The 20,318-nt window shown below is 51.2% G+C and carries 17 protein-coding genes and 1 pseudogene; 11 read left to right on the top strand and 7 right to left on the bottom strand.

Features of this window, described 5'->3' with window-relative positions; all coding sequences use genetic code 11:
- Positions 1 to 49 precede the first annotated feature (49 nt).
- From rodZ to der, 6 genes are all read left to right on the top strand, one after another.
- On the top strand, positions 50 to 1,060 hold the full coding sequence (gene rodZ / locus WBL83_RS15910; protein ID WP_424590064.1) for a cytoskeleton protein RodZ: 1,011 nt from the start codon (positions 50 to 52) through the stop codon (positions 1,058 to 1,060).
- A 37-nt stretch (positions 1,061 to 1,097) separates the two neighbouring features.
- Complete coding sequence (gene ispG / locus WBL83_RS15915; RefSeq protein WP_424590065.1) at positions 1,098 to 2,219, top strand: flavodoxin-dependent (E)-4-hydroxy-3-methylbut-2-enyl-diphosphate synthase; 1,122 nt, start codon at positions 1,098 to 1,100, stop codon at positions 2,217 to 2,219.
- A 117-nt stretch (positions 2,220 to 2,336) separates the two neighbouring features.
- A complete protein-coding gene (hisS, locus tag WBL83_RS15920) occupies positions 2,337 to 3,611 on the top strand; it encodes a histidine--tRNA ligase (protein WP_424590066.1) in 1,275 nt (424 codons plus the stop codon).
- A gap of 36 nt (positions 3,612 to 3,647) precedes the next feature.
- Positions 3,648 to 4,268 carry a YfgM family protein gene (locus WBL83_RS15925; protein WP_424590067.1) on the top strand — a complete coding sequence of 207 codons (621 nt, stop codon included), beginning with the start codon at positions 3,648 to 3,650 and terminating at the stop codon, positions 4,266 to 4,268.
- 10 nt (positions 4,269 to 4,278) lie between these two features.
- The gene (gene bamB / locus WBL83_RS15930) at positions 4,279 to 5,460 is read left to right on the top strand and encodes an outer membrane protein assembly factor BamB (protein WP_424590068.1); all 1,182 of its coding nucleotides are present in this window, start codon (positions 4,279 to 4,281) and stop codon (positions 5,458 to 5,460) included.
- Between the two features lie 122 nt (positions 5,461 to 5,582).
- A complete protein-coding gene (gene der, locus WBL83_RS15935; RefSeq protein WP_424590069.1) occupies positions 5,583 to 7,088 on the top strand; it encodes a ribosome biogenesis GTPase Der in 1,506 nt (501 codons plus the stop codon).
- An 84-nt stretch (positions 7,089 to 7,172) separates the two neighbouring features.
- Here der and WBL83_RS15940 read toward each other — a convergent pair whose 3' ends face one another.
- Genes WBL83_RS15940 through WBL83_RS15950 form a run of 3 tightly spaced genes read right to left on the bottom strand, consistent with a single transcriptional unit; the run spans position 7,173 to position 9,991 of the window.
- Entirely contained in the window at positions 7,173 to 7,796 is a 624-nt protein-coding gene (locus WBL83_RS15940) for a lysozyme inhibitor LprI family protein (RefSeq protein ID WP_424590070.1), read from the bottom strand.
- A gap of 9 nt (positions 7,797 to 7,805) precedes the next feature.
- A complete protein-coding gene (gene eutC, locus WBL83_RS15945) occupies positions 7,806 to 8,606 on the bottom strand; it encodes an ethanolamine ammonia-lyase subunit EutC (protein ID WP_424590071.1) in 801 nt (266 codons plus the stop codon).
- Positions 8,603 to 9,991: an ethanolamine ammonia-lyase subunit EutB gene (locus WBL83_RS15950; RefSeq protein WP_424590072.1), complete on the bottom strand. Its 1,389-nt coding sequence runs from the start codon at positions 9,989 to 9,991 to the stop codon at positions 8,603 to 8,605. The genes eutC and WBL83_RS15950 overlap by 4 nt, the downstream gene beginning before the upstream one ends.
- A gap of 99 nt (positions 9,992 to 10,090) precedes the next feature.
- Between WBL83_RS15950 and WBL83_RS15955 the strand changes: the two genes are divergently transcribed.
- Positions 10,091 to 10,312, top strand: coding sequence for a zinc ribbon domain-containing protein (locus WBL83_RS15955; RefSeq protein ID WP_424590073.1), 222 nt, complete (start codon positions 10,091 to 10,093; stop codon positions 10,310 to 10,312).
- Between the two features lie 3 nt (positions 10,313 to 10,315).
- Here the strand turns inward: WBL83_RS15955 and xseA are convergent, their stop codons facing one another.
- A complete protein-coding gene (gene xseA / locus WBL83_RS15960) occupies positions 10,316 to 11,698 on the bottom strand; it encodes an exodeoxyribonuclease VII large subunit (RefSeq protein ID WP_424590074.1) in 1,383 nt (460 codons plus the stop codon).
- Between the two features lie 169 nt (positions 11,699 to 11,867).
- On the opposite strand from xseA, the gene guaB reads away from it, so the two are divergent.
- Together guaB and guaA are read left to right on the top strand one after the other, a co-directional pair.
- Positions 11,868 to 13,334 (top strand): IMP dehydrogenase, encoded by a 1,467-nt coding sequence (gene guaB / locus WBL83_RS15965; RefSeq protein ID WP_424590075.1) that lies wholly within the window; start codon positions 11,868 to 11,870, stop codon positions 13,332 to 13,334.
- A gap of 176 nt (positions 13,335 to 13,510) precedes the next feature.
- Positions 13,511 to 15,088, top strand: coding sequence for a glutamine-hydrolyzing GMP synthase (gene guaA / locus WBL83_RS15970; RefSeq protein ID WP_424590076.1), 1,578 nt, complete (start codon positions 13,511 to 13,513; stop codon positions 15,086 to 15,088).
- Positions 15,089 to 15,168: 80 nt separating this feature from the next.
- Here the strand turns inward: guaA and WBL83_RS15975 are convergent.
- Both WBL83_RS15975 and WBL83_RS15980 read right to left on the bottom strand, forming a co-directional pair.
- Positions 15,169 to 15,321: pseudogene (locus WBL83_RS15975) on the bottom strand (thioredoxin); the annotation flags it as partial.
- Positions 15,305 to 16,417: an alkene reductase gene (locus tag WBL83_RS15980; protein WP_424590077.1), complete on the bottom strand. Its 1,113-nt coding sequence runs from the start codon at positions 16,415 to 16,417 to the stop codon at positions 15,305 to 15,307. The pseudogene WBL83_RS15975 and the gene WBL83_RS15980, both read right to left, overlap by 17 nt.
- A gap of 102 nt (positions 16,418 to 16,519) precedes the next feature.
- On the opposite strand from WBL83_RS15980, the gene WBL83_RS15985 reads away from it, so the two are divergent.
- Positions 16,520 to 17,431 carry a LysR substrate-binding domain-containing protein gene (locus WBL83_RS15985; protein ID WP_424590078.1) on the top strand — a complete coding sequence of 304 codons (912 nt, stop codon included), beginning with the start codon at positions 16,520 to 16,522 and terminating at the stop codon, positions 17,429 to 17,431.
- A gap of 76 nt (positions 17,432 to 17,507) precedes the next feature.
- Here WBL83_RS15985 and WBL83_RS15990 read toward each other — a convergent pair whose 3' ends face one another.
- On the bottom strand, positions 17,508 to 17,696 hold the full coding sequence (locus WBL83_RS15990) for a YfgG family protein (RefSeq protein ID WP_183270179.1): 189 nt from the start codon (positions 17,694 to 17,696) through the stop codon (positions 17,508 to 17,510).
- A gap of 346 nt (positions 17,697 to 18,042) precedes the next feature.
- Between WBL83_RS15990 and WBL83_RS15995 the strand changes: the two genes are divergently transcribed.
- Complete coding sequence (locus WBL83_RS15995) at positions 18,043 to 20,298, top strand: EAL domain-containing protein (RefSeq protein WP_424590079.1); 2,256 nt, start codon at positions 18,043 to 18,045, stop codon at positions 20,296 to 20,298.
- Positions 20,299 to 20,318: the final 20 nt, after the last annotated feature.

The following is a 20,318-nucleotide window of genomic DNA, read 5'->3' on the forward strand; positions in this document are numbered from 1 at the left end:
AAGGCTCCTGCCTAATTCCTCAATCGAACAGCACCAGCAGTTGTAGCTAATGAATACTGAAGCCACTCAAGAATCAAATGCAGCAAAAACCACGGGCGAACGTCTGCGTACAGCTCGTGAAGAACTCGGTCTTAGCCAACAAGCTGTGGCAGAACGCCTGTGCCTGAAGGTTTCTACCGTCCGGGATATTGAAGATGACAAGGCGCCTGCCGACTTAGCGTCAACGTTCCTGCGTGGTTATATCCGCTCTTATGCACGTCTGGTGCGTATCCCCGAAGAAGAACTGTTACCCATGATGGCAAAACAGGCGCCGATTAAGGCTGCCAAAGTTGCCCCAATGCAAAGTTTTTCCTTAGGTAAACGTCGTAAGAAACGTGACGGTTGGTTAATGACCTTTACCTGGCTTGTTCTGTTTGTTGTTGTCGGTCTGACGGGCGCATGGTGGTGGCAAAACCACAAAGCGCAGCAGGAAGAAATTTCGACGATGGCAGATCAATCCTCAGCTGAACTTTCAGCAGGTAATAGCAATTCTCAATCCGTTCCATTGAATACCACTGATTCCTCTGCCGCTGATACTTCAGCCCAGCAGCCTGTGCAGACTCCTGCGACACCTTCTGCACCTACGACTGACTCAACACAAAATACGGATCCGGCAGCTACGGCTCAGCAAACCACTACAGCGGATCCTTCCGCTGTAGTGTCTCCAAGCCAGGCTCCTGTAGACAATGCGCAGGCCACTACTACGCCTGCGCCGAATGCCACTTTACCTACCGATCAAGCCGCTGTGACCAATCCTGCAACGGCTCCGGCTGATCCGAATGCTTTAGTCATGAATTTTAATGCCGATTGTTGGCTGGAAGTGACCGATGCGACGGGTAAAAAACTGTTCAGCGGTATGCAACGTAAAGATGGCAATTTGAATTTAGCCGGTCAGGCACCGTATAAGTTGAAAATTGGTGCACCGGCGGCAGTACAGATTCAGTTCCAGGGTAAACCTGTCGACCTGAGTCGTTTTATCAGAACTAGCCAGGTTGCACGTCTGACGGTAAGTGCTGAATAATTGCAGCCAGCATGACGCGTAATTGTGGAGATTTGTAATGCATAATGAAGCCCCAATTCAACGTAGAAAATCCAAACGGATCTACGTCGGGAATGTGCCAATCGGCGACGGGGCACCGATCGCCGTCCAGTCAATGACCAACACCCGTACCACGGATGTTGAAGCTACTGTTAATCAGATCAGAGCATTAGAAAGAGTGGGAGCAGATATCGTTCGTATATCTGTGCCGACGATGGATGCAGCAGAAGCCTTCAAGCTGATCAAACAGCAGGTCAATGTTCCGCTGGTCGCTGATATCCATTTTGACTACCGTATCGCCCTCAAAGTGGCCGAGTATGGTGTCGACTGTCTGCGCATCAACCCAGGTAACATCGGTAACGAAGAGCGTATTCGCACCGTTGTCGATTGTGCCCGCGACAAAAATATCCCTATCCGGATTGGCGTTAACGCCGGATCGCTGGAAAAAGATCTCCAGGAAAAGTATGGCGAACCCACACCTCAGGCGTTGTTAGAGTCTGCGATGCGTCATGTGGATCATCTGGATCGCCTTAACTTTGATCAATTCAAAGTCAGCGTGAAAGCATCGGATGTTTTCCTCGCTGTTGAATCCTACCGTTTACTGGCTAAGCAGATTGATCAACCGTTGCACCTTGGGATCACCGAAGCAGGTGGCATGCGCAGTGGTTCTGTGAAATCAGCTATTGGCTTGGGTTTACTGCTTTCCGAAGGCATTGGTGACACGCTGCGCGTTTCACTAGCAGCCGATCCTGTTGAAGAGATCAAGGTTGGTTTCGATATTTTGAAATCATTGCGCATCCGTGCTCGCGGTATTAACTTCATCGCCTGCCCAACCTGTTCGCGTCAGGAATTCGATGTTATCGGCACTGTGAATGCCCTTGAAGAGCGCCTGGAAGATATCATCACGCCAATGGATGTTTCGATCATCGGTTGTGTGGTGAACGGGCCGGGCGAAGCATTGGTTTCCACCCTGGGTGTGACCGGCGGCAACAAGAAAAGTGGTTTCTATGAAGACGGTGTGCGTCAACGCGAGCGAATGGATAACGAAAACATGATTGCGCAGCTTGAAGCGCGTATTCGTGCCAAGGCATCCATGCTTGATGAATCACAGCGGATTGCTATCCAGCAGTTGGAAAAATAGTGCGAAACATGGGAAGCATTCGGCTTCCCGTGTATGATTGAACCCGCCAGACGTTTTGCGAAAGCGAACAGTCTGATTTCGGGTTCATTTTTTGTATAAATTCGGTAGAGAATAAACGTGGCAAAAAACATTCAAGCCATCCGCGGCATGAACGATTACCTGCCTGGCGAAACCGCCATTTGGCAGCGCATTGAAGGCATTCTGAAACAGGTGCTCGGCAGCTACGGTTACAGCGAAATCCGTTTGCCGATTGTAGAGCAGACCCCGTTATTCAAACGCGCCATCGGTGAAGTCACCGACGTGGTTGAAAAAGAGATGTATACCTTTGAGGACCGCAACGGCGATAGCCTGACCTTGCGCCCTGAAGGCACCGCGGGCTGCGTGCGTGCCGGTATCGAACATGGTCTTCTGTACAATCAGGAACAGCGCTTGTGGTACATCGGGCCGATGTTCCGCCATGAGCGTCCGCAAAAAGGGCGTTATCGCCAGTTCAATCAGTTGGGTGTCGAAGTCTTTGGTCTGCAAGGGCCAGATATTGACGCGGAACTGATTATGCTGACTGCTCGCTGGTGGCGTGCTTTGGGTATCGACCAACACGTCAGCCTGGAACTGAATTCTATCGGTTCTCTTGAAGCTCGTGCTAACTATCGTGATGCGCTGGTTGCGTTCCTTGAACAGCATAAAGAGAAACTCGACGAAGATTGCCAGCGTCGTATGTACAGCAACCCGTTGCGCGTTCTGGACTCAAAAAATCCAGACGTTCAGGCATTGCTGGATGACGCGCCAACACTTGGCGAGTATCTGGATGAAGAGTCTCGTGAACATTTCGCGGGTCTGTGCCAGTACCTGGATGCTGCCGGTATCGCGTATACCGTGAATCAGCGCCTGGTGCGTGGTCTGGATTACTACAACCGCACTGTGTTCGAGTGGGTGACTAGCAGCCTGGGTTCTCAAGGTACCGTGTGTGCCGGTGGCCGTTACGACGGTTTAGTTGAGCAACTCGGTGGCCGCGCAGCCCCAGCAGTGGGTTTTGCGATGGGTCTGGAACGTCTTGTTTTACTTGTTCAGGCTATTAATCCGGAATTTAAAGCAGAATCTGTTGTCGATATTTACCTGATATCGTCAGGTCAGGGAACGCAAGCTGCAGCAATGCTGTTGGCTGAGCAATTACGTGACCAGGTCCCAGCAATCAAGCTGATGACTAACTACGGCGGTGGTAACTTCAAGAAGCAGTTCGTCCGTGCAGACAAGTGGGGTGCGCGTGTTGCACTGGTGCTGGGCGAAACTGAAGTGGCTAATGGTCAGGTCGTCGTGAAGGATCTGCGCACAGGTGAGCAAACTACCGTTGAACAAGCAAACGCGGTCGCTCATTTGCAGGCGCTACTGGGCTAATTTCCCCAGTGATTAATCGTTAAGGAGAAGGACTGCGTGGAAATTTACGAAAACGATAACGAACAGGTTGATGCGGTAAAACGCTTCTTTGCTGAAAACGGCAAAGCGCTGGTAGTTGGTGTTGTTCTGGGTATTGGCGCACTGGTTGGCTGGCGTTACTGGAACAGTCATCAGGCTGAAAGCTCAATGGCTTCTTCTCTTGAGTACCAAACCGTCACTCAAGCTGTGCGTGCTGATCAACCTGCAACGTTGAGTGCAGCAGAAAAATTCGCAGCTAACACCAAGAATACTTACGGCGCATTAGCTTCACTTGAAATTGCGCAGAAGTACGCTGATAACAACGACCTGGCAAAAGCGGCAGCGCAATTGCAGCAAGGTCTGAGCAGCACCAGCGATGAAAATTTGCAGGCGCTGATCAATGTTCGTCTGGCACGTGTTCAAATTCAACAAAAGCAAATTGATGCTGCGCTGAAAACGCTCGATAGTGTTAAAGGTGAAGGTTGGGTAGCGATTATCGCTGATTTACGCGGTGAAGCGTTGCTCAGCAAAGGGGATAAGCAAGGTGCACGCGATGCGTGGAGCAAAGGCTCACAAACCGACGCTTCTCCAGCCCTGCGCGAAATGATGCAGATGAAAATTAATAATTTGTCGAGCTAAGAGGGACCCGATGCAATTGCGTAAACTACTTGTACCAGGGCTGATTTCTCTGACGCTGCTCAGCGGTTGTTCACTGTTTAGCGGTGAAGAAGACGTGGTTAAAATGTCTCCACTGCCGACAGTTGAAAACCAATTCGAACCTGAAAAATCATGGAGTACTTCTGTTGGTAGCGGAATTGGCGATTTCTATTCCAATTTGCATCCAGCGTGGCAGGACGGCAACATTTATGCCGCCGATCGCCGTGGTATCGTTAAAGCCGTTAATGCGGACGACGGTAAAGAAATCTGGTCTATCGATCTTTCTGAAAAGACGAACTTTTATTCCAGCAACCTGCCGGCATTGCTTTCTGGTGGCGTAACGGTTGAAGGTTCACATCTATACGTTGGTAGTGAGAAAGCACAGGTTTATGCGCTTAACACCTCTGATGGTAGTATTGCGTGGCAAAGTAAAGCCGCAGGCGAAGTGCTGTCTCGCCCTGTAATCAGCGAAGGTTTAGTTCTGGTTCATACCAGCAATGGCCAGCTTCAGGCATTCGATGAAGCTGACGGTTCAGTGAAATGGACTGTAAACCTGGATATGCCAGCACTTTCTCTGCGTGGCGAATCAGCACCTGCAGTCGCGTTTGGTGCTGCAATTGTTGGCGGTGACAACGGTCGCGTAAGCGCGGTTATGCTGAAGCAAGGTCAGCTAATTTGGCAGCAACGTATCTCTCAGGCAACCGGTGCTACCGAGATTGACCGTTTGAGCGATGTCGATACGACGCCAGTGGTTGTTAACGGTGTGGTCTACGCGCTGGCATATAATGGCAACCTGACTGCGCTGGACTTACGTTCAGGCCAGGTGATGTGGAAACGTGAATTGGGTTCAGTAAACGACTTTATCGTTGATGCGAACCGTATTTTCCTCGTCGACCAGAATGACCGTGTGATTGCTCTGAATGCCGATGGCGGTGTCACGCTTTGGACACAAAGCGATTTACTGCACCGTAATCTGACGACACCTGTTCTGTACAACGGATATCTGGTTGTTGGTGATAGCGAAGGTTATATGCACTGGATTAATGCTGATGACGGTCGCTTTGTTGCCCAACAAAAAGTGGACAGTTCTGGATTCCAGACTGAGCCAGTTGTCGCCAGCGATAAGCTGTTGATTCAGTCAAAAGACGGTACGTTGTACGCTATCAAGCGCTAAACTTGCCTGAAGTAATTTTGAGTGCGAAACGGTTCCTGTAGTCCGGGAGCCGTTTCCTGTTTTTAGAAACGACGTGGTTTGACGTCGTTTTATGATGAATTTTGAGTAATGAGGCTTTTATCATGGTACCTGTGGTTGCGCTTGTCGGGCGCCCTAATGTCGGAAAATCCACGTTGTTTAACCGCTTGACGCGTACCCGAGATGCGCTGGTCGCGGATTTCCCGGGGCTGACTCGCGACCGCAAGTATGGTCGTGCTGAAGTGGAAGGTCGCGAATTTATCGCCATTGATACCGGCGGTATTGATGGTACAGAAGATGGCGTTGAAACGCATATGGCTGCGCAGTCGCTGTTAGCGATTGAAGAAGCTGATGTGGTGCTGTTTATGGTGGATGCGCGTGCTGGCCTGATGCCTGCCGACGAAGCCATTGCTAAACATCTGCGTTCTCGTCAGAAGCCAACCTTTTTGGTGGCGAACAAGACTGACGGTATGGATCCTGACCAGGCGGTTATTGATTTCTACTCTTTGGGATTAGGTGAAATTCACCCGATCGCCGCCTCTCACGGTCGCGGTGTCACAACCTTGCTCGAACACGTGCTGATCCCATTTATCGACGAAACTAACCCGCGCGAGCCGGAAGAAGAAATCGATGAAGATGCAGCCTACTGGGCGGCATTCAATGCCAAGAATGGCATTGTGTCAGACGACGAAGAGCTGGAAGAAGAAGAGGAAGAAGAAGCTTTTAATCCTCAGGATTTGCCAATCAAACTGGCAATCGTTGGCCGTCCGAACGTAGGTAAGTCAACGCTCACCAACCGTATTCTTGGCGAAGACCGTGTTGTGGTTTATGACATGCCGGGAACTACGCGTGACAGCATCTATATCCCAATGGAGCGTGATGAGCGTGAATACGTTCTTATCGACACCGCTGGGGTGCGTAAACGTGGCAAAATCACTGAAACCGTTGAGAAATTCTCGGTAATCAAAACCCTGCAAGCGATCGAAGATGCGAACGTTGTGATGCTGGTGATTGATGCTCGTGAAGGTATCTCCGATCAGGATCTGTCTCTGCTAGGCTTTATCCTCAATAGTGGGCGCTCACTGGTGATTGTGGTCAACAAGTGGGATGGTCTGAGCAACGAAGTCAGAGAACAAGTCAAAGAGACGCTGGATTATCGTCTTGGCTTTATCGACTTTGCTCGCGTCCACTTTATCTCTGCATTGCACGGCAGCGGTGTTGGCAACTTGTTCGAATCCGTTCGTGAAGCTTATGACAGCTCCACGCGCCGCGTAAGCACAGCACTTCTGACTCGTATCATGACCATGGCTGCTGAAGATCACCAGCCACCGTTGGTTCGTGGTCGTCGTGTTAAGCTGAAATATGCTCACGCAGGTGGTTATAACCCGCCAATCGTCGTGATTCACGGCAACCAGGTTAAAGACCTGCCGGACTCCTACAAGCGTTACTTGATGAACTACTTCCGCAAATCGCTGGATGTCATGGGTACACCAATCCGTATCCAGTTCAAGGAAGGCGAGAACCCGTTTGCCAACAAACGTAACACCTTGACGCCAAACCAGATGCGTAAACGTAAGCGTTTGATCAAACACATCAAGAAAAGCAAATAAGACTGCGCGGTAACCAGCCGTGAGCAAAACAAAAAGCCCGCATCGCGGGCTTTTTTACATTCAGGCTCTTGGTCAGGAATTTGCTTATTGTACCTGGTACTTTTTCTGCAATTCGGTGATGCGTTCCTGATAGGAATCGTGCAGGCATGAGGTTTTATTTTCTGCTTTCCAGCATTCATCTCGGCCTTTAATCCATCCACGTTGCTCGGCCTTAAGCGTTGAATTATTGCTGGATTTTACCAGCGCATGCTTGTAGGTATTCGTCAGTTTGAGATCCAGGGCAGATAGCGCTCCATCCTGGCAAATGAGCTCTTCCATGCTACCTTTATTCACGCCTGAGCAAGAAAACGATGGGCCTGTTTGCTGCTGTGTTTTTTTATTCTCAGCGGGCGCGAAGCTCACTTCATCCTCAGGCATACAGACGCCATGAGTGCGATTAGGGCCGGTAAAAGAAATCTCAGGATTACCGTCTGCTGAACGCACAATGCTGATCACCGTTTTACCGCTAGTCGCTTCCCAGTAGGTTGGGCTGCTTTGCTCAATCGTCGCTTTTTGACCATTCACCCACACGCCACCTTTACCGTCACTGTAGGTGCCGCCAGTTTTCCCGCAGCTAAAATTGAACGCCTGTGGAGGTGTCGTCTTTTCAGTCGTCGCTAGCGCAGCCAGCGGAAACAAAACTAACGCAATGAGAACGATATTTTTCATGGTGAACCCTTAGGTCGAAATTTGCGTACTGGATCCAGTATGCGTTACGCCAGGGAATTTAACACGCAGGTGTAAGGCCGGATTATCACTTTCATCTTTCAGCTTCACCCCGGTTAACCGGCGCAAAAAGGCTTGCTCCAGCAACCATGCGAGTTTAAACGCGGCGGCGGTGTGGCAAAGCCCTTGCGCACGAATATTGGAGATGCAGTTGCGTTCAGACTCCTGGCGCTTACGTTCGGGATCCCACGTCAGATAAACCCCAAGGCTGTCCGGTGAAGATAGTCCGGGCCGCTCGCCAATCAGCATCGCGACGGCTTTGCAGTTGAGGATTTCACCAATATCGTCGCCTAAAGCCACTCGTGACTGGTGAGCCAGTACCACAGGAGCCAGCGTCAGACCCAGCGTTTTGAGGTACGGCAATAGCTCGCGGATCAGCGCTACGGACTGACGATGTACCGCATGAGAAGAAAGCCCATCCCCAATCACCAGCAGTGAGTCGACATTGCCGATATTGCTGGTTTGCAGCATCGTCCGGCTTTCATCATCCAGTTTACGTCCCAGATCCGGGCGGTTCAGATAGATATGGCGGTCTTGCGCCGCGCTTTTTACCGTCAGCGTCGGCAAACCCATATCGGCCAGTTCTTTGCTTATCTCTTCACTATGAAAAGGCTGATGGACAGCATCTCTGGCCTGCGCATGGGCGAGACCAAAATTGAGTACTTCTTTGGTAGGCAGGCTTGCACCGCTGCGCCCAAGGGCGATACGGGCAGCGGTGAATTCCCGTAATAATGTCCATGCATCTGCATTCATAAGGTCATCCCCTGCGCGAGTACGGTTAACAGAGGATGGTTTGCCCCCGTCAAACGTAGCTGCCCATGCGCATCGATAATCTGCATGCGGGTCAGCCATTCAGCGAATTCCGGCGCATGTTTTAGCCCCAGCAAACGGCGGGCATACAACGCATCGTGGAAAGAGGTGCTCTGGTAGTTGAGCATTATGTCATCCGCTCCTGGCACGCCGATTAAAAAGGTCAGCCCGGCGTTACACAACAGGGTGAGAAGGGTATCCATATCATCCTGGTCCGCTTCGGCGTGGTTGGTGTAACAAACGTCGCAACCGAGCGGTAACCCCATTAACTTTCCGCAGAAATGATCTTCCAGCCCCGCGCGGATGATTTGTTTACCGTCATACAGATATTCCGGCCCAATAAATCCTACAACCGTGTTGACCAGTAGCGGATTGAAATGACGGGCCACCGAATACGCCCGGGCTTCGCAGGTTTGTTGGTCGACGCCATGATGCGCGTTGGAAGATAAACAACTTCCCTGACCGGTTTCGAAATACATCACATTATTACCCAGCGTGCCGCGATTTAAGCTCAGTGCTGCGTCATGCGCCTCCTGTAACAGCGCCAGATTGATGCCAAAGCCGCTATTCGCCGCTTCCGTCCCCGCGACCGATTGAAACACTAAATCGACGGGCGCACCGCGTTCAATCAACTGCAAAGTGTTAGTGACATGGGTAAGCACGCAGGATTGGGTCGGAATCGCAAAACGGCTGATTATGTCATCCATCATATAATTCAGCCGTTCAAGCACTGGCAGGCTGTCGCTGGCAGGGTTAATGCCAACCACTGCGTCACCCGCGCCATACAACAGCCCGTCGAGCATGCTGGCCGCGATGCCCTTCATATCGTCTGTGGGGTGGTTGGGTTGCAGACGCACGCTAAGGTGGCCCCGCAAACCGATAGTATTGCGAAAGCGGGTGGTTATCTGGCATTTGCTCGCCGCCAGAATCAAATCCTGATTGCGCATCAGTTTGCTTACCGCAGCGGCCATTTCCGGCGTAATGCCTTTGGCAACCTGGCGTAACGTCTGGCTGTCTGTCGCATCATCAAGTAGCCAGTTACGAAAATCACCGACGGTTAAATGGCTAATGGCCTGAAAAGCAGTTTTATCATGAGTATCAATAATCAGGCGGGTGACTTCATCTTGTTCGTAGGGGATAAGCGGGTTATCGAGGATTTCACGCAACGGGACATCAGCCAGTGCCATTTTTGCTGCCATGCATTCTTCTGCACTTTGCGCCGCAATTCCCGCCAGATTATCCCCGGATCGCGCCGGGGAAGCTTTGGCCATTAACTCCTTGAGGCTGGCGAACCGATAACTGCGATGTGCAAGAATAGTGTTATACATTTCTTCTCCCCGGTGGATAATCCACAGCTATGCACGGTGCGCCAGTATTCTGGGTACAACAAAAGATGAATATAGTTGAAGAACAGAAAGGAGTGATTTATGGAAGTGAAATGTCCGGTGTGTGAAACCCCATTACAGCAAACAGACTCGGATGCGCGCTGCGAAACCTGCCAGCAGGATTATCGCCTGGAACCTCGCTGCCCGGATTGCCATAAGCCGCTGGAAGTTTTAAAAGCGTGTGGCGCCGTCGACTATTTCTGCCAAAATGGCCATGGATTGATCTCGAAGAAACGCGTCGAATTCGTGCCTGTTGCGAACTAAGTTCTAACTTTTCGCAACCGTTTTTCGCTTGCGTGCAGGTTTCACCGGTGTAATGCCGGTGACCAGGCTTTCCACCCAACCATCCTCGAGACGCGTTGTCAGCATATCTCCGGAATGCACCTGTTTCGTCTTCTTCAGCACTTTGCCGTCAGTCGCGGTGGTTACGCTATAGCCACGCGCAAGTGTTGCCAGCGGGCTTACCCCTTCAAGTTGCGCGATGGCAGTGACAAATCGCTGGCGAGTGCTGCTCAGACGCGCGGTCACAACCTGCGATAAACGATATTCCAGCTGCTGCAAGCGAGTCTGGGCACGGTGGATCCGTGGCTGCGGTTGTTGCTGATTCAAACGCTGCATCAAACGTTGCTGCTGTTGTGTCGTGCGGCGCAGTTTTGCATCCATCGCAACATTCAGACGTTGTTGCATACGATCAAGCAGGGTTTGCTGGCGAGCCAGACGCAGTTGCGGATGTTGCTGTTGTAAACGATGGTGCAAGCGCGTAAAGCGCTGCGTTCGCTGGGCGAGATAGTAATCCATCGCCATTTCCATGCGCTGCTGTTGCGACTGGAGCTGGCGCAGCAATTCAAGTTGATTACGGCTGACAATTTCTGCCGCAGCGGAAGGTGTCGGCGCACGCACATCAGCGACAAAATCGGCGATCGTGACGTCAGTTTCATGCCCTACGGCACTAACGATAGGAATTTTGCTGGCAAAAATAGCCCTGGCAACTCGCTCATCGTTAAAACTCCACAGGTCTTCCAGCGAACCACCGCCGCGTCCAACAATCAGCACATCACACTCGTTGCGCTGGTTGGCTAACTCTATCGCCCGCACGATTTGCAGCGGGGCATCAGCGCCCTGAACCGCAGTGGGGTAAATAATTACTGGCAGGGAAGGGTCACGACGTTTCAGGACATGCAAGATGTCATGTAGCGCGGCACCTGTTTTTGAGGTGATGACCCCAACCTGATGCGCGGGTGTTGGCAGAGGCTGCTTATGAATCTGCTCAAACAGACCTTCAGCGGTGAGGCGTTGTTTCAGCTCTTCGTACTGCTGCTGCAACAGACCTTCACCCGCCGGTTGCATGCTTTCAACGATAATCTGGTAATCACCGCGTGGCTCGTACAGCGTCAGAGTTGCACGCACCAGCACCTGCTGCCCATGTTGTGGACGGAAGGTCACGCGTCGATTGCTGTTACGGAACATCGCACCACGAATTTGCGCGGTATCGTCTTTGAGCGTGAAGTACCAGTGACCGGAAGCGGGTTGGGTGAAGTTGGAAATTTCACCGCTGATCCAGACTTGCCCCATCTCTTGTTCCAGCAGCATTCGGACCGTCTGATTCAGACGGCTGACGGTAAAAATTGATGGAGTATTTATCGTTGGCATGTGACCTGGATCAAATTCTAAATCAGCAAGTTATTCGGTCGATAGTACCTCTCGTATTCTCCTTGGCAAGGAGTTTTCTTAAAAAAGTGTGGATGCAATCGATTCCGCTCTGTATAATGCCGCGGCAATATTTTATCTGTTCTCATTCACCCCAGGTTGAGATATTGCCATGCTACGAATCGCTAAAGAAGCACTGACGTTTGATGACGTTCTCCTCGTTCCAGCTCACTCTACAGTTCTGCCTAACACGGCCGATCTCAGCACCCAACTGACCAAAACTATTCGTTTGAATATCCCTATGCTCTCAGCAGCAATGGATACCGTAACGGAAGCCCGTCTGGCCATCGCTTTGGCTCAGGAAGGTGGACTTGGTTTCATTCACAAAAACATGTCGATTGAGCGCCAGGCTGAAGAAGTCAAACGCGTGAAAAAACACGAAAGTGGTGTTGTTACTGACCCACAGACCGTGTTGCCGACCACCACTCTGCACGAAGTGAAAGAACTGACCGCCCGTAACGGTTTCGCCGGTTACCCGGTTGTGACCGAACAAAACGAGCTGGTGGGTATCATCACCGGTCGCGATGTACGTTTTGTTACTGACCTGAACCAACCTGTTAGCGTGTACATGACCCCGAAAGAGCGTCTGGTTACCGTGAAAGAAGGCGAAGCGCGTGATGTCGTGCTGTCCAAAATGCACGAAAAACGTGTTGAGAAAGCGCTGGTCGTTGACAGCAATTTCCACCTTCACGGCATGATCACCGTAAAAGACTTCCAAAAAGCCGAACGTAAACCTAACGCCTGTAAAGACGACCAGGGCCGTTTGCGTGTGGGTGCGGCAGTTGGCGCAGGTGCGGGCAACGAAGAGCGTATCGACGCTCTGGTAGCCGCTGGCGTCGATGTTTTACTGATTGATTCCTCTCATGGTCATTCCGAAGGCGTTCTGCAACGTATTCGTGAGACTCGCGCTAAATATCCTGACCTGCAAATCATCGGCGGCAACGTAGCAACCGCTGCGGGCGCACGTGCCCTGGCTGACGCTGGCGTAAGTGCAGTGAAAGTCGGTATCGGACCTGGCTCCATCTGTACTACTCGTATCGTCACCGGCGTAGGTGTTCCGCAAATCACTGCGGTAGCGGATGCGGTTGAAGCACTGGAAGGTACCGGCATTCCTGTCATCGCTGATGGCGGTATCCGCTTCTCAGGCGACATCGCGAAAGCTATCGCTGCGGGCGCATCTGCGGTGATGGTTGGCGGTATGCTGGCAGGGACTGAAGAATCTCCAGGTGAAATCGAACTCTACCAGGGGCGTTCTTTCAAATCTTACCGTGGTATGGGCTCTCTGGGCGCGATGTCCAAAGGTTCTTCTGACCGTTACTTCCAGACTGACAACGCAGCCGACAAACTGGTACCGGAAGGTATCGAAGGCCGTGTGGCTTACAAAGGTCGCCTGAAAGAGATCGTTCACCAGCAAATGGGCGGCCTGCGTTCCTGTATGGGTCTGACCGGCTGTGGTACCATCGATGCCCTGCGTACTAAAGCGGAATTTGTACGCATCAGCGGTGCGGGTATTCAGGAAAGTCACGTCCACGATGTGACGATTACTAAAGAGTCCCCTAACTACCGCATGGGTTCCTGATTACTCGTCATTCTTCAAGTTGCAGATGCGTTGGCTGCACTCGTTCACCCCAGTCACATAGTTATCTATGTTCCTGGGGATTCGCGAGTTTGCCGCCTTCCTGCACCTCGAATTATTTAGAGTAATCCTTCTGATGATTTACTTGCCCTGTTTCACTATTCCTGGAATTAGAATCAATGACGGAAAACATCCATAAACATCGCATACTTATCCTCGATTTCGGTTCTCAGTACACTCAACTGGTAGCGCGCCGCGTGCGTGAGTTGGGCGTTTACTGTGAGCTGTGGGCATGGGATGTCACTGAAGCACAGATTCGAGAATTTAATCCAAGCGGTATTATTCTTTCTGGTGGACCGGAAAGTACGACTGAGCAGGACAGCCCACGTGCACCTGACTATGTCTTTACCGCGGGTGTGCCTGTATTTGGTGTGTGCTACGGCATGCAGACCATGGCGATGCAGCTTGGCGGCCACGTTGAAGGTTCCAACGAACGTGAGTTCGGTTACGCGCAAGTTGAAGTGAAAACAGACAGCGCGCTGGTTCGCGGCATCGAAGACTCTCTGAGTGCCGAAGGCAAACCGCTGCTGGATGTCTGGATGAGCCATGGCGATAAAGTCACCGCGATCCCTTCCGACTTCGTTACCGTTGCGAGCACCGAAACTTGCCCGTTCGCGATTATGGCAAATGAAGAAAAACGTTTTTATGGCGTGCAGTTCCACCCGGAAGTGACCCACACCCGTCAGGGCCAGCGTCTGCTGGAGCGTTTTGTTCTGGATATCTGCGGCTGCGAAGCACTGTGGACTCCGGCAAAAATCATCGAAGATGCGATTGTTCGTCTGCGTGAACAAGTAGGCAACGACAAAGTCATTCTGGGCTTATCTGGTGGCGTGGATTCCTCCGTTACCGCTATGCTGCTGCACCGCGCGATTGGCGACCGTCTGACCTGCGTATTCGTTGATAACGGCCTGTTGCGTTTGAACGAAGCCCAACAAGTGATGGACATGTTTGGTGACCACTTCGGCCTGAACATCGTGCACGTTGAAGGCGAAGAGCGTTTCCTGTCGGCATTAGCGGGCGAGAACGAGCCAGAAGCGAAACGTAAAATTATCGGCCGCGTGTTTGTTGAAGTGTTCGATGAAGAAGCACTGAAACTCGAAGACGTGAAGTGGCTGGCGCAGGGCACCATTTACCCTGATGTTATCGAATCCGCTGCTTCTGCGACTGGTAAAGCACACGTCATCAAATCTCACCACAACGTGGGTGGCTTGCCGAAAGAGATGAAGATGGGTCTCGTTGAGCCGCTGCGTGAGCTGTTCAAAGACGAAGTGCGCAAAATTGGTCTGGAGCTGGGCCTGCCGTACGACATGCTGTACCGTCACCCGTTCCCGGGTCCAGGTCTTGGCGTGCGCGTATTAGGCGAAGTGAAGAAAGAGTATTGCGACCTGCTGCGTCGTGCCGATGCCATCTTTATCGAAGAGCTGCATAAAGCGGATCTCTACAACAAAGTTAGCCAGGCGTTCACTGTGTTCCTGCCGGTGCGTTCTGTCGGCGTGATGGGCGATGGCCGTAAATACGATTGGGTTGTTTCACTGCGTGCGGTGGAAACCATCGACTTTATGACCGCGCATTGGGCGCACCTGCCATACGATTTCCTTGGCCGTGTTTCCAACCGCATCATCAACGAAGTAAACGGTATTTCCCGTGTGGTTTACGATATCTCTGGCAAACCGCCAGCGACTATCGAGTGGGAATAATTTCGCTTATTCAACCGTTGTTTTGATGAAATGAAATAATCGAAACCCTCTGTTTTGCAGAGGGTTTTTCTTTTTATGGCTCAGGCTAAAATGCGTTCAGCCCAGACGCTGATATCATCGCCGCTGCTAAGATCTGCCTGCACCAAACCGTTCACCATAAAAGTCGGCGACACATGGATGCCATTCTGACGCGCATATTTACAGTGCCATTTGATGTCATTCTGTAACGCCGGATGACCAGGCTGGATAGTCGGTATAGCCAGCTTCTTTGCCACCAAACAAGGCGGCTGGATTAGTGATGGGTGCCAGCGGCAGGTTTTCCGCGAGACGGCGTGGGAAATCCGGGTTAGCAATAAACGGACGTCCGAAGGCAATCAAATCTACAACCCCTGCGCCGAGCAGCTTTTCGGCTTTCTCTTGTGTGTAATTCCCGGCGACGATAATGGTGCCTCTGAAGGTCGTACGTAAGGTTTCCCGAAACTCATACGGCACCTGTGGCGCATCATCCCAGTCAGCTTCCGCCAGATGGATAAAGGCGATACCTTTTTGTTCACACCACGCAGCCAGAGCCAGAATCGCTTCTATGGCCTGCGGGTCATCCATGCCACGCTGCGTAATAAACGGCGCAAGACGGATACCTGTTTTGTCTGCTCCAATCGCATCGCTAATGGCTTCCAAAACTTCTTGTGCGAAGCGCACGCGGTTTGCCAGGCTGCCGCCGTATTCGTCGGTGCGCTTGTTCGAGGTGCGGCGCAGGAACTGATCGATCAGATAGCCGTTGCCACCGTGGACTTCTACCCCATCAAACCCGGCTTCAATGGCGTTAAGCGCTGCGTGGCGATAATCAGCAACCACCTGACGAATATCGTCATGGGTTAATTCGCGCGGAACGGGGCAGTCAACCATTCGGCCTACGCCGTCGCTTCCCACCACCCAGACTTGTGCATCCGGCGAGAGCGCAGAAGGGGCAACCGGCTTGCCGTCAGCGTGAAAGCTTTCATGGGACATGCGCCCGACGTGCCACAGTTGCGAGAGGATCTTTCCGCCCACCTGATGAACAGCCTCCGTGACCAGACGCCAGCCATGAATCTGCTCGGGTGAGTGAATGCCAGGCGTCCAGGAGTAGCCCTGACCCTGCGGTGATATTTGAGTCGCTTCGGTGATGATGAGCCCCGCAGACGCGCGTTGCTGGTAATACTTCGCCATCACAGCGGTCGGGATATTCCCCGGCTGTGCGGAGCGCGAGCGTGTCATGGGAGCCATAACAATACGGCTACGGGTTTCAATTGACCCAACATGAGTAGCCTCAAACAGGTGGCGTGATTTCATTTTTTCGACTCCGGGATAGTGAACGATGCATTGACTTTACGGGTCGTTTGTCGTTTTGATAATGGCATTGAAAACTGATTGTCTATTCAGGAAATTAGAATAATGGGCAAGCTCGAAGATATGGCGTTGCTGGTGGCGGTGACAGAGGCGGGGGGATTAGCGGCTGCTGGTCGACGGATGAATCTGTCGCCTGCCACCATGACTGCGCGATTGAAAGCACTGGAGGAGCGCTATCAAACGCGTTTTTTTAATCGCTCCACCCGAGCCATTGCGTTGACGCGCGCCGGCGAGGAATTTTATTACGCCGCACTTCGGGTGCTTGAGGAGGTGGAGCAGGCGGAATCAAAGCTGATACAAAAAGAGGGCGTGCTGAGCGGGACTCTGCGGATTGCCGCTCCTTCTGATTTTGGGCGTCAGTATCTTTCACCTGCGCTCCTCGATTTTTCCCGCCAGCACCCGGAAGTTAAAAGTTCACTGTATCTGAGTGAAGATGTGGTGGATCTGATTTCCTTACGGCTGGATATGAGTATTCGCTTTGGGAATTTGCCGGACAGCAATCTGGTGACAAAAAACATCAGGCAAAACCATCGGGTTCTGGTGGCTTCACCAGCTTATCTTGCCGCCCATGGCGAGCCGCATTCAGTGGACGATTTAGTGGCGCATCGTTGCCTGGTCATGGAGCGTCGGGGAACGCTGATGAATGAGTGGCGTTTCGCGAGTGAAGGGGAGACGCAGAGCCTGCGCGTGACGCCGGCCATGGTATGCGACGATGGTGCGCTATTGCGACAATGGGTTCTCGCTGGTGCCGGGATTGCCAGTAAATCCTGGTGGGACGTCAAACGAGATGTAGAACAGGGGCGGCTGAAAGTGCTACTGGCTGACCGTTTCATCGGTTTTAGCCGTCATGACAAAAAGCAGGTGGGATTACAGTTTGTCTATCCGCAGCGTCGGTTTCAGCCGGTACAGGTGTCGATGTTTAGCGAGTTTTTCATCAACTGGCTGGAAAATGAGTAACCCGTCATAATGATTGAGATGTGACAAATCTCACCGGCTGGAAGTCAGTGTTATTAATTTTAATTAAAAGAAGGCGTTACCGGTTGGTGTTATCCACTGATAGGCTGCTTTGTTGGGCTTCTACTTTATCCTGATGATGGTACCAGGCGCCGATGGCAGAGTAGACAAAACGGCCAAAAAGGAAGAGAAAACTGATGAGCAGAATAATGCGGGTCATACGATTGTTAAACTTATGTCGTCTTCGCATACTCGTAACCTGTGTCACGCAAATGATCCTTGATGTTTGCCCGTCAACCGCGGGCGACGTGTGTATTTATACACAGTGGTGCGCGAAGGTCAATTCCTGGACATCTCAGATTTGCTCACGGAAACATTCACCCTTGTTATATAAACATTTCTTAATATTAGTTGATTACTAAATATGCAGTATTTATTTTAATTTCTTTACTAAAGAAACTAAAACTCCGGCTAAAATTGATTTAGATCATCTTCTTAAGCCCATCCCTAACTAAAATCTGCACTCTATTCCATAGCAATATGGTTATATCGGCCAGGCTGGATTCCTGTTCGAAACTTACCCACGCTGGATGACAGGGTTTTGGCGATAACGAATGTATCTGGCTAGCTGGTATAAAAAAAATAAAGACAAATGGTGGGCGCTTCCTTTGGTGCTGCCGGGTATTCTCCTCCCCATCGCCATGTGGTGTAACGCTCAAACCGTGATGGATGGTGGGCGCGTGTTCCTCGTCTACATGCCGCTTGGTTTGATGACCGCATTCCTGTTAGTTTTCGGCTGGTCAGCCCTGTTCGGAATTACTCTTGCGCTCTTAATCTACTTTTTCCCTTTAAGAGGTGATTTCGCCCCCTTAATGGCGATTATTCATTTCTTAGTTCCCATCACGATAAGTTGGGGCGGCTACCGTGTTTTCGTCCCAAGACGTAGCTCAATCATGTTTGGTGCCATTACTCTTACGGCACAACGCATGATTTGGTTGGTATTGATCAACTCGTTGATATTTTTAGCTATCTATCAGTTGGGCATTTTCTTCGGCTGGTACATAGATGCAGGCAGTAGCACTATAGAAAACGTGCTCCACGCGCGGACGCTCATCAATTTTCAGGCAGTGCTGATTGGTTGCTTAACGGGGATGCCATTCTTCTATACCGTCATCCGCATGTGCCGTAACCCGCGTTTCGCTATCTCATTTGTTTCGCGGATGAAGGCGCAAATGCAGTCGGGAGTGACGAAAACTGAGATGGTGCTTTGGGCCGCTCTGGTCGTCCTGTTGATTAGCCTGCTGTTAGTCCCCAATAATGGTGTCACCACCATTTTCACCACCGATTACACGCTCACGTTAATCCTGCCGCTGATGTTGTGGGGGGCGATGCGCTTTGGTTTCCTGTTTATCACGACCAGCTGGACCGTTATCTTAATTATCCTGTGTAGCGGTTTTCATAACTATTTGCCGCCTTACATGGGCTTCCAGCTCCATCTGGCGATCGCTTCTTCCTGTTACGCGGTTTTCTCGTTGACTATCTATCTGATGGCCGTTGTCACGACTCGTCAGCGTTTTCTGCATCGCAAAGCGCACCGTGTCGCATTTATTGACCCCATCGTGCAAATGGCGAATCTGCGGGCGCTGAACCGCGATCTGTTCCGCAATCCCTGGTCGGCGTTAGCTTTTTTGCGTATACCCGAACTGGAGCTTTTGGGACGTAACTACGGCGTGCAACTTCGTATTCAATATAAGCAGCAGCTCAATGATTATCTGCAACCCATTTTGAACGATAACGAAGATGTGTATCACCTGTCAGGCCATGAGCTGGCGGTGCGCCTGAATTATGACTCGTATCATGAGCGCATTGAGTCTCTCGACCAGCACGTGAAACAGTTCCGCTTTATGTGGGATGGCATGGCGCTGCAGCCGCAAGTGGGTATCAGTTACTGCCACATCCGCCAGCCGGTCACTCACATTTACTACCTGCTTGGCGAGCTCAGCACCATGGCTGACTTATCGCTCTCAACCTCAAAACCGGAAAGCTTGCAGCAGCAGGGTTCAAACCACGTGCAGAACGCGGTGAGAAATAAAGTGGCGATGATGAACCGCCTGCAAGTTGCGATTGATTCCGGGAATTTCGTCCTGATGGTGCAGCGTATCGAAGGGATCCGTGGCGATACTTACCATGAAATTTTGCTGCGAATGAAGGGCGATAACGAAGGGGATAACCTGTTTATGCCTGACGCCTTTTTGCCGGTGGCACATGAATTTGGCTTGTCTTCTAAAATCGACAAATGGGTATTAGAAGCTACCTTGAAATTCATGGATACCCATCGGGAGCAGCTTCCTGGCAGCCGTTTTTCCATCAACCTGACTCCGGCGTCAGTGGGGCGTTTACAGTTTGCAGGCGAAGTAAAACGTCTGTTGAAAGGCTACAACATAGAACCCTGGCAGCTGATTTTTGAAATTACCGAAAGCAACGCATTAACCAATATTGAGCAAGTTAATGCGACGCTGACCGCATTACAAAATATGGGATGTCGGGTAGCGATAGACGATTTTGGTACAGGTTATGCCAGCTATGCACGCCTGAAAGATATCAGCGCCGACATCCTGAAAATCGACGGTAGTTTTATTCGCAATATTCTTACCAGCAGTCTGGATTTTCAGATTGTGGATTCTATCTGCCAGTTGGCTCGTATTAAAAAGATGCAGTTGGTGGCGGAGTATGTGGAAAGTGAACAGGTCAAAGCCGCAGTGCAGAGCCTGGGCATCGATTATTTCCAGGGCTATTTGATAGGGCGCCCGCGACTGTTAGAAACCCTGCTTGAGCAGGAAGACGAAGCAGTGATAGCACAAACGCCCTGATGGGCGTTTGTTGTTTTACT

Source organism: Buttiauxella sp. (assembly GCF_049686335.1).
Lineage (GTDB): Bacteria > Pseudomonadota > Gammaproteobacteria > Enterobacterales > Enterobacteriaceae > Buttiauxella.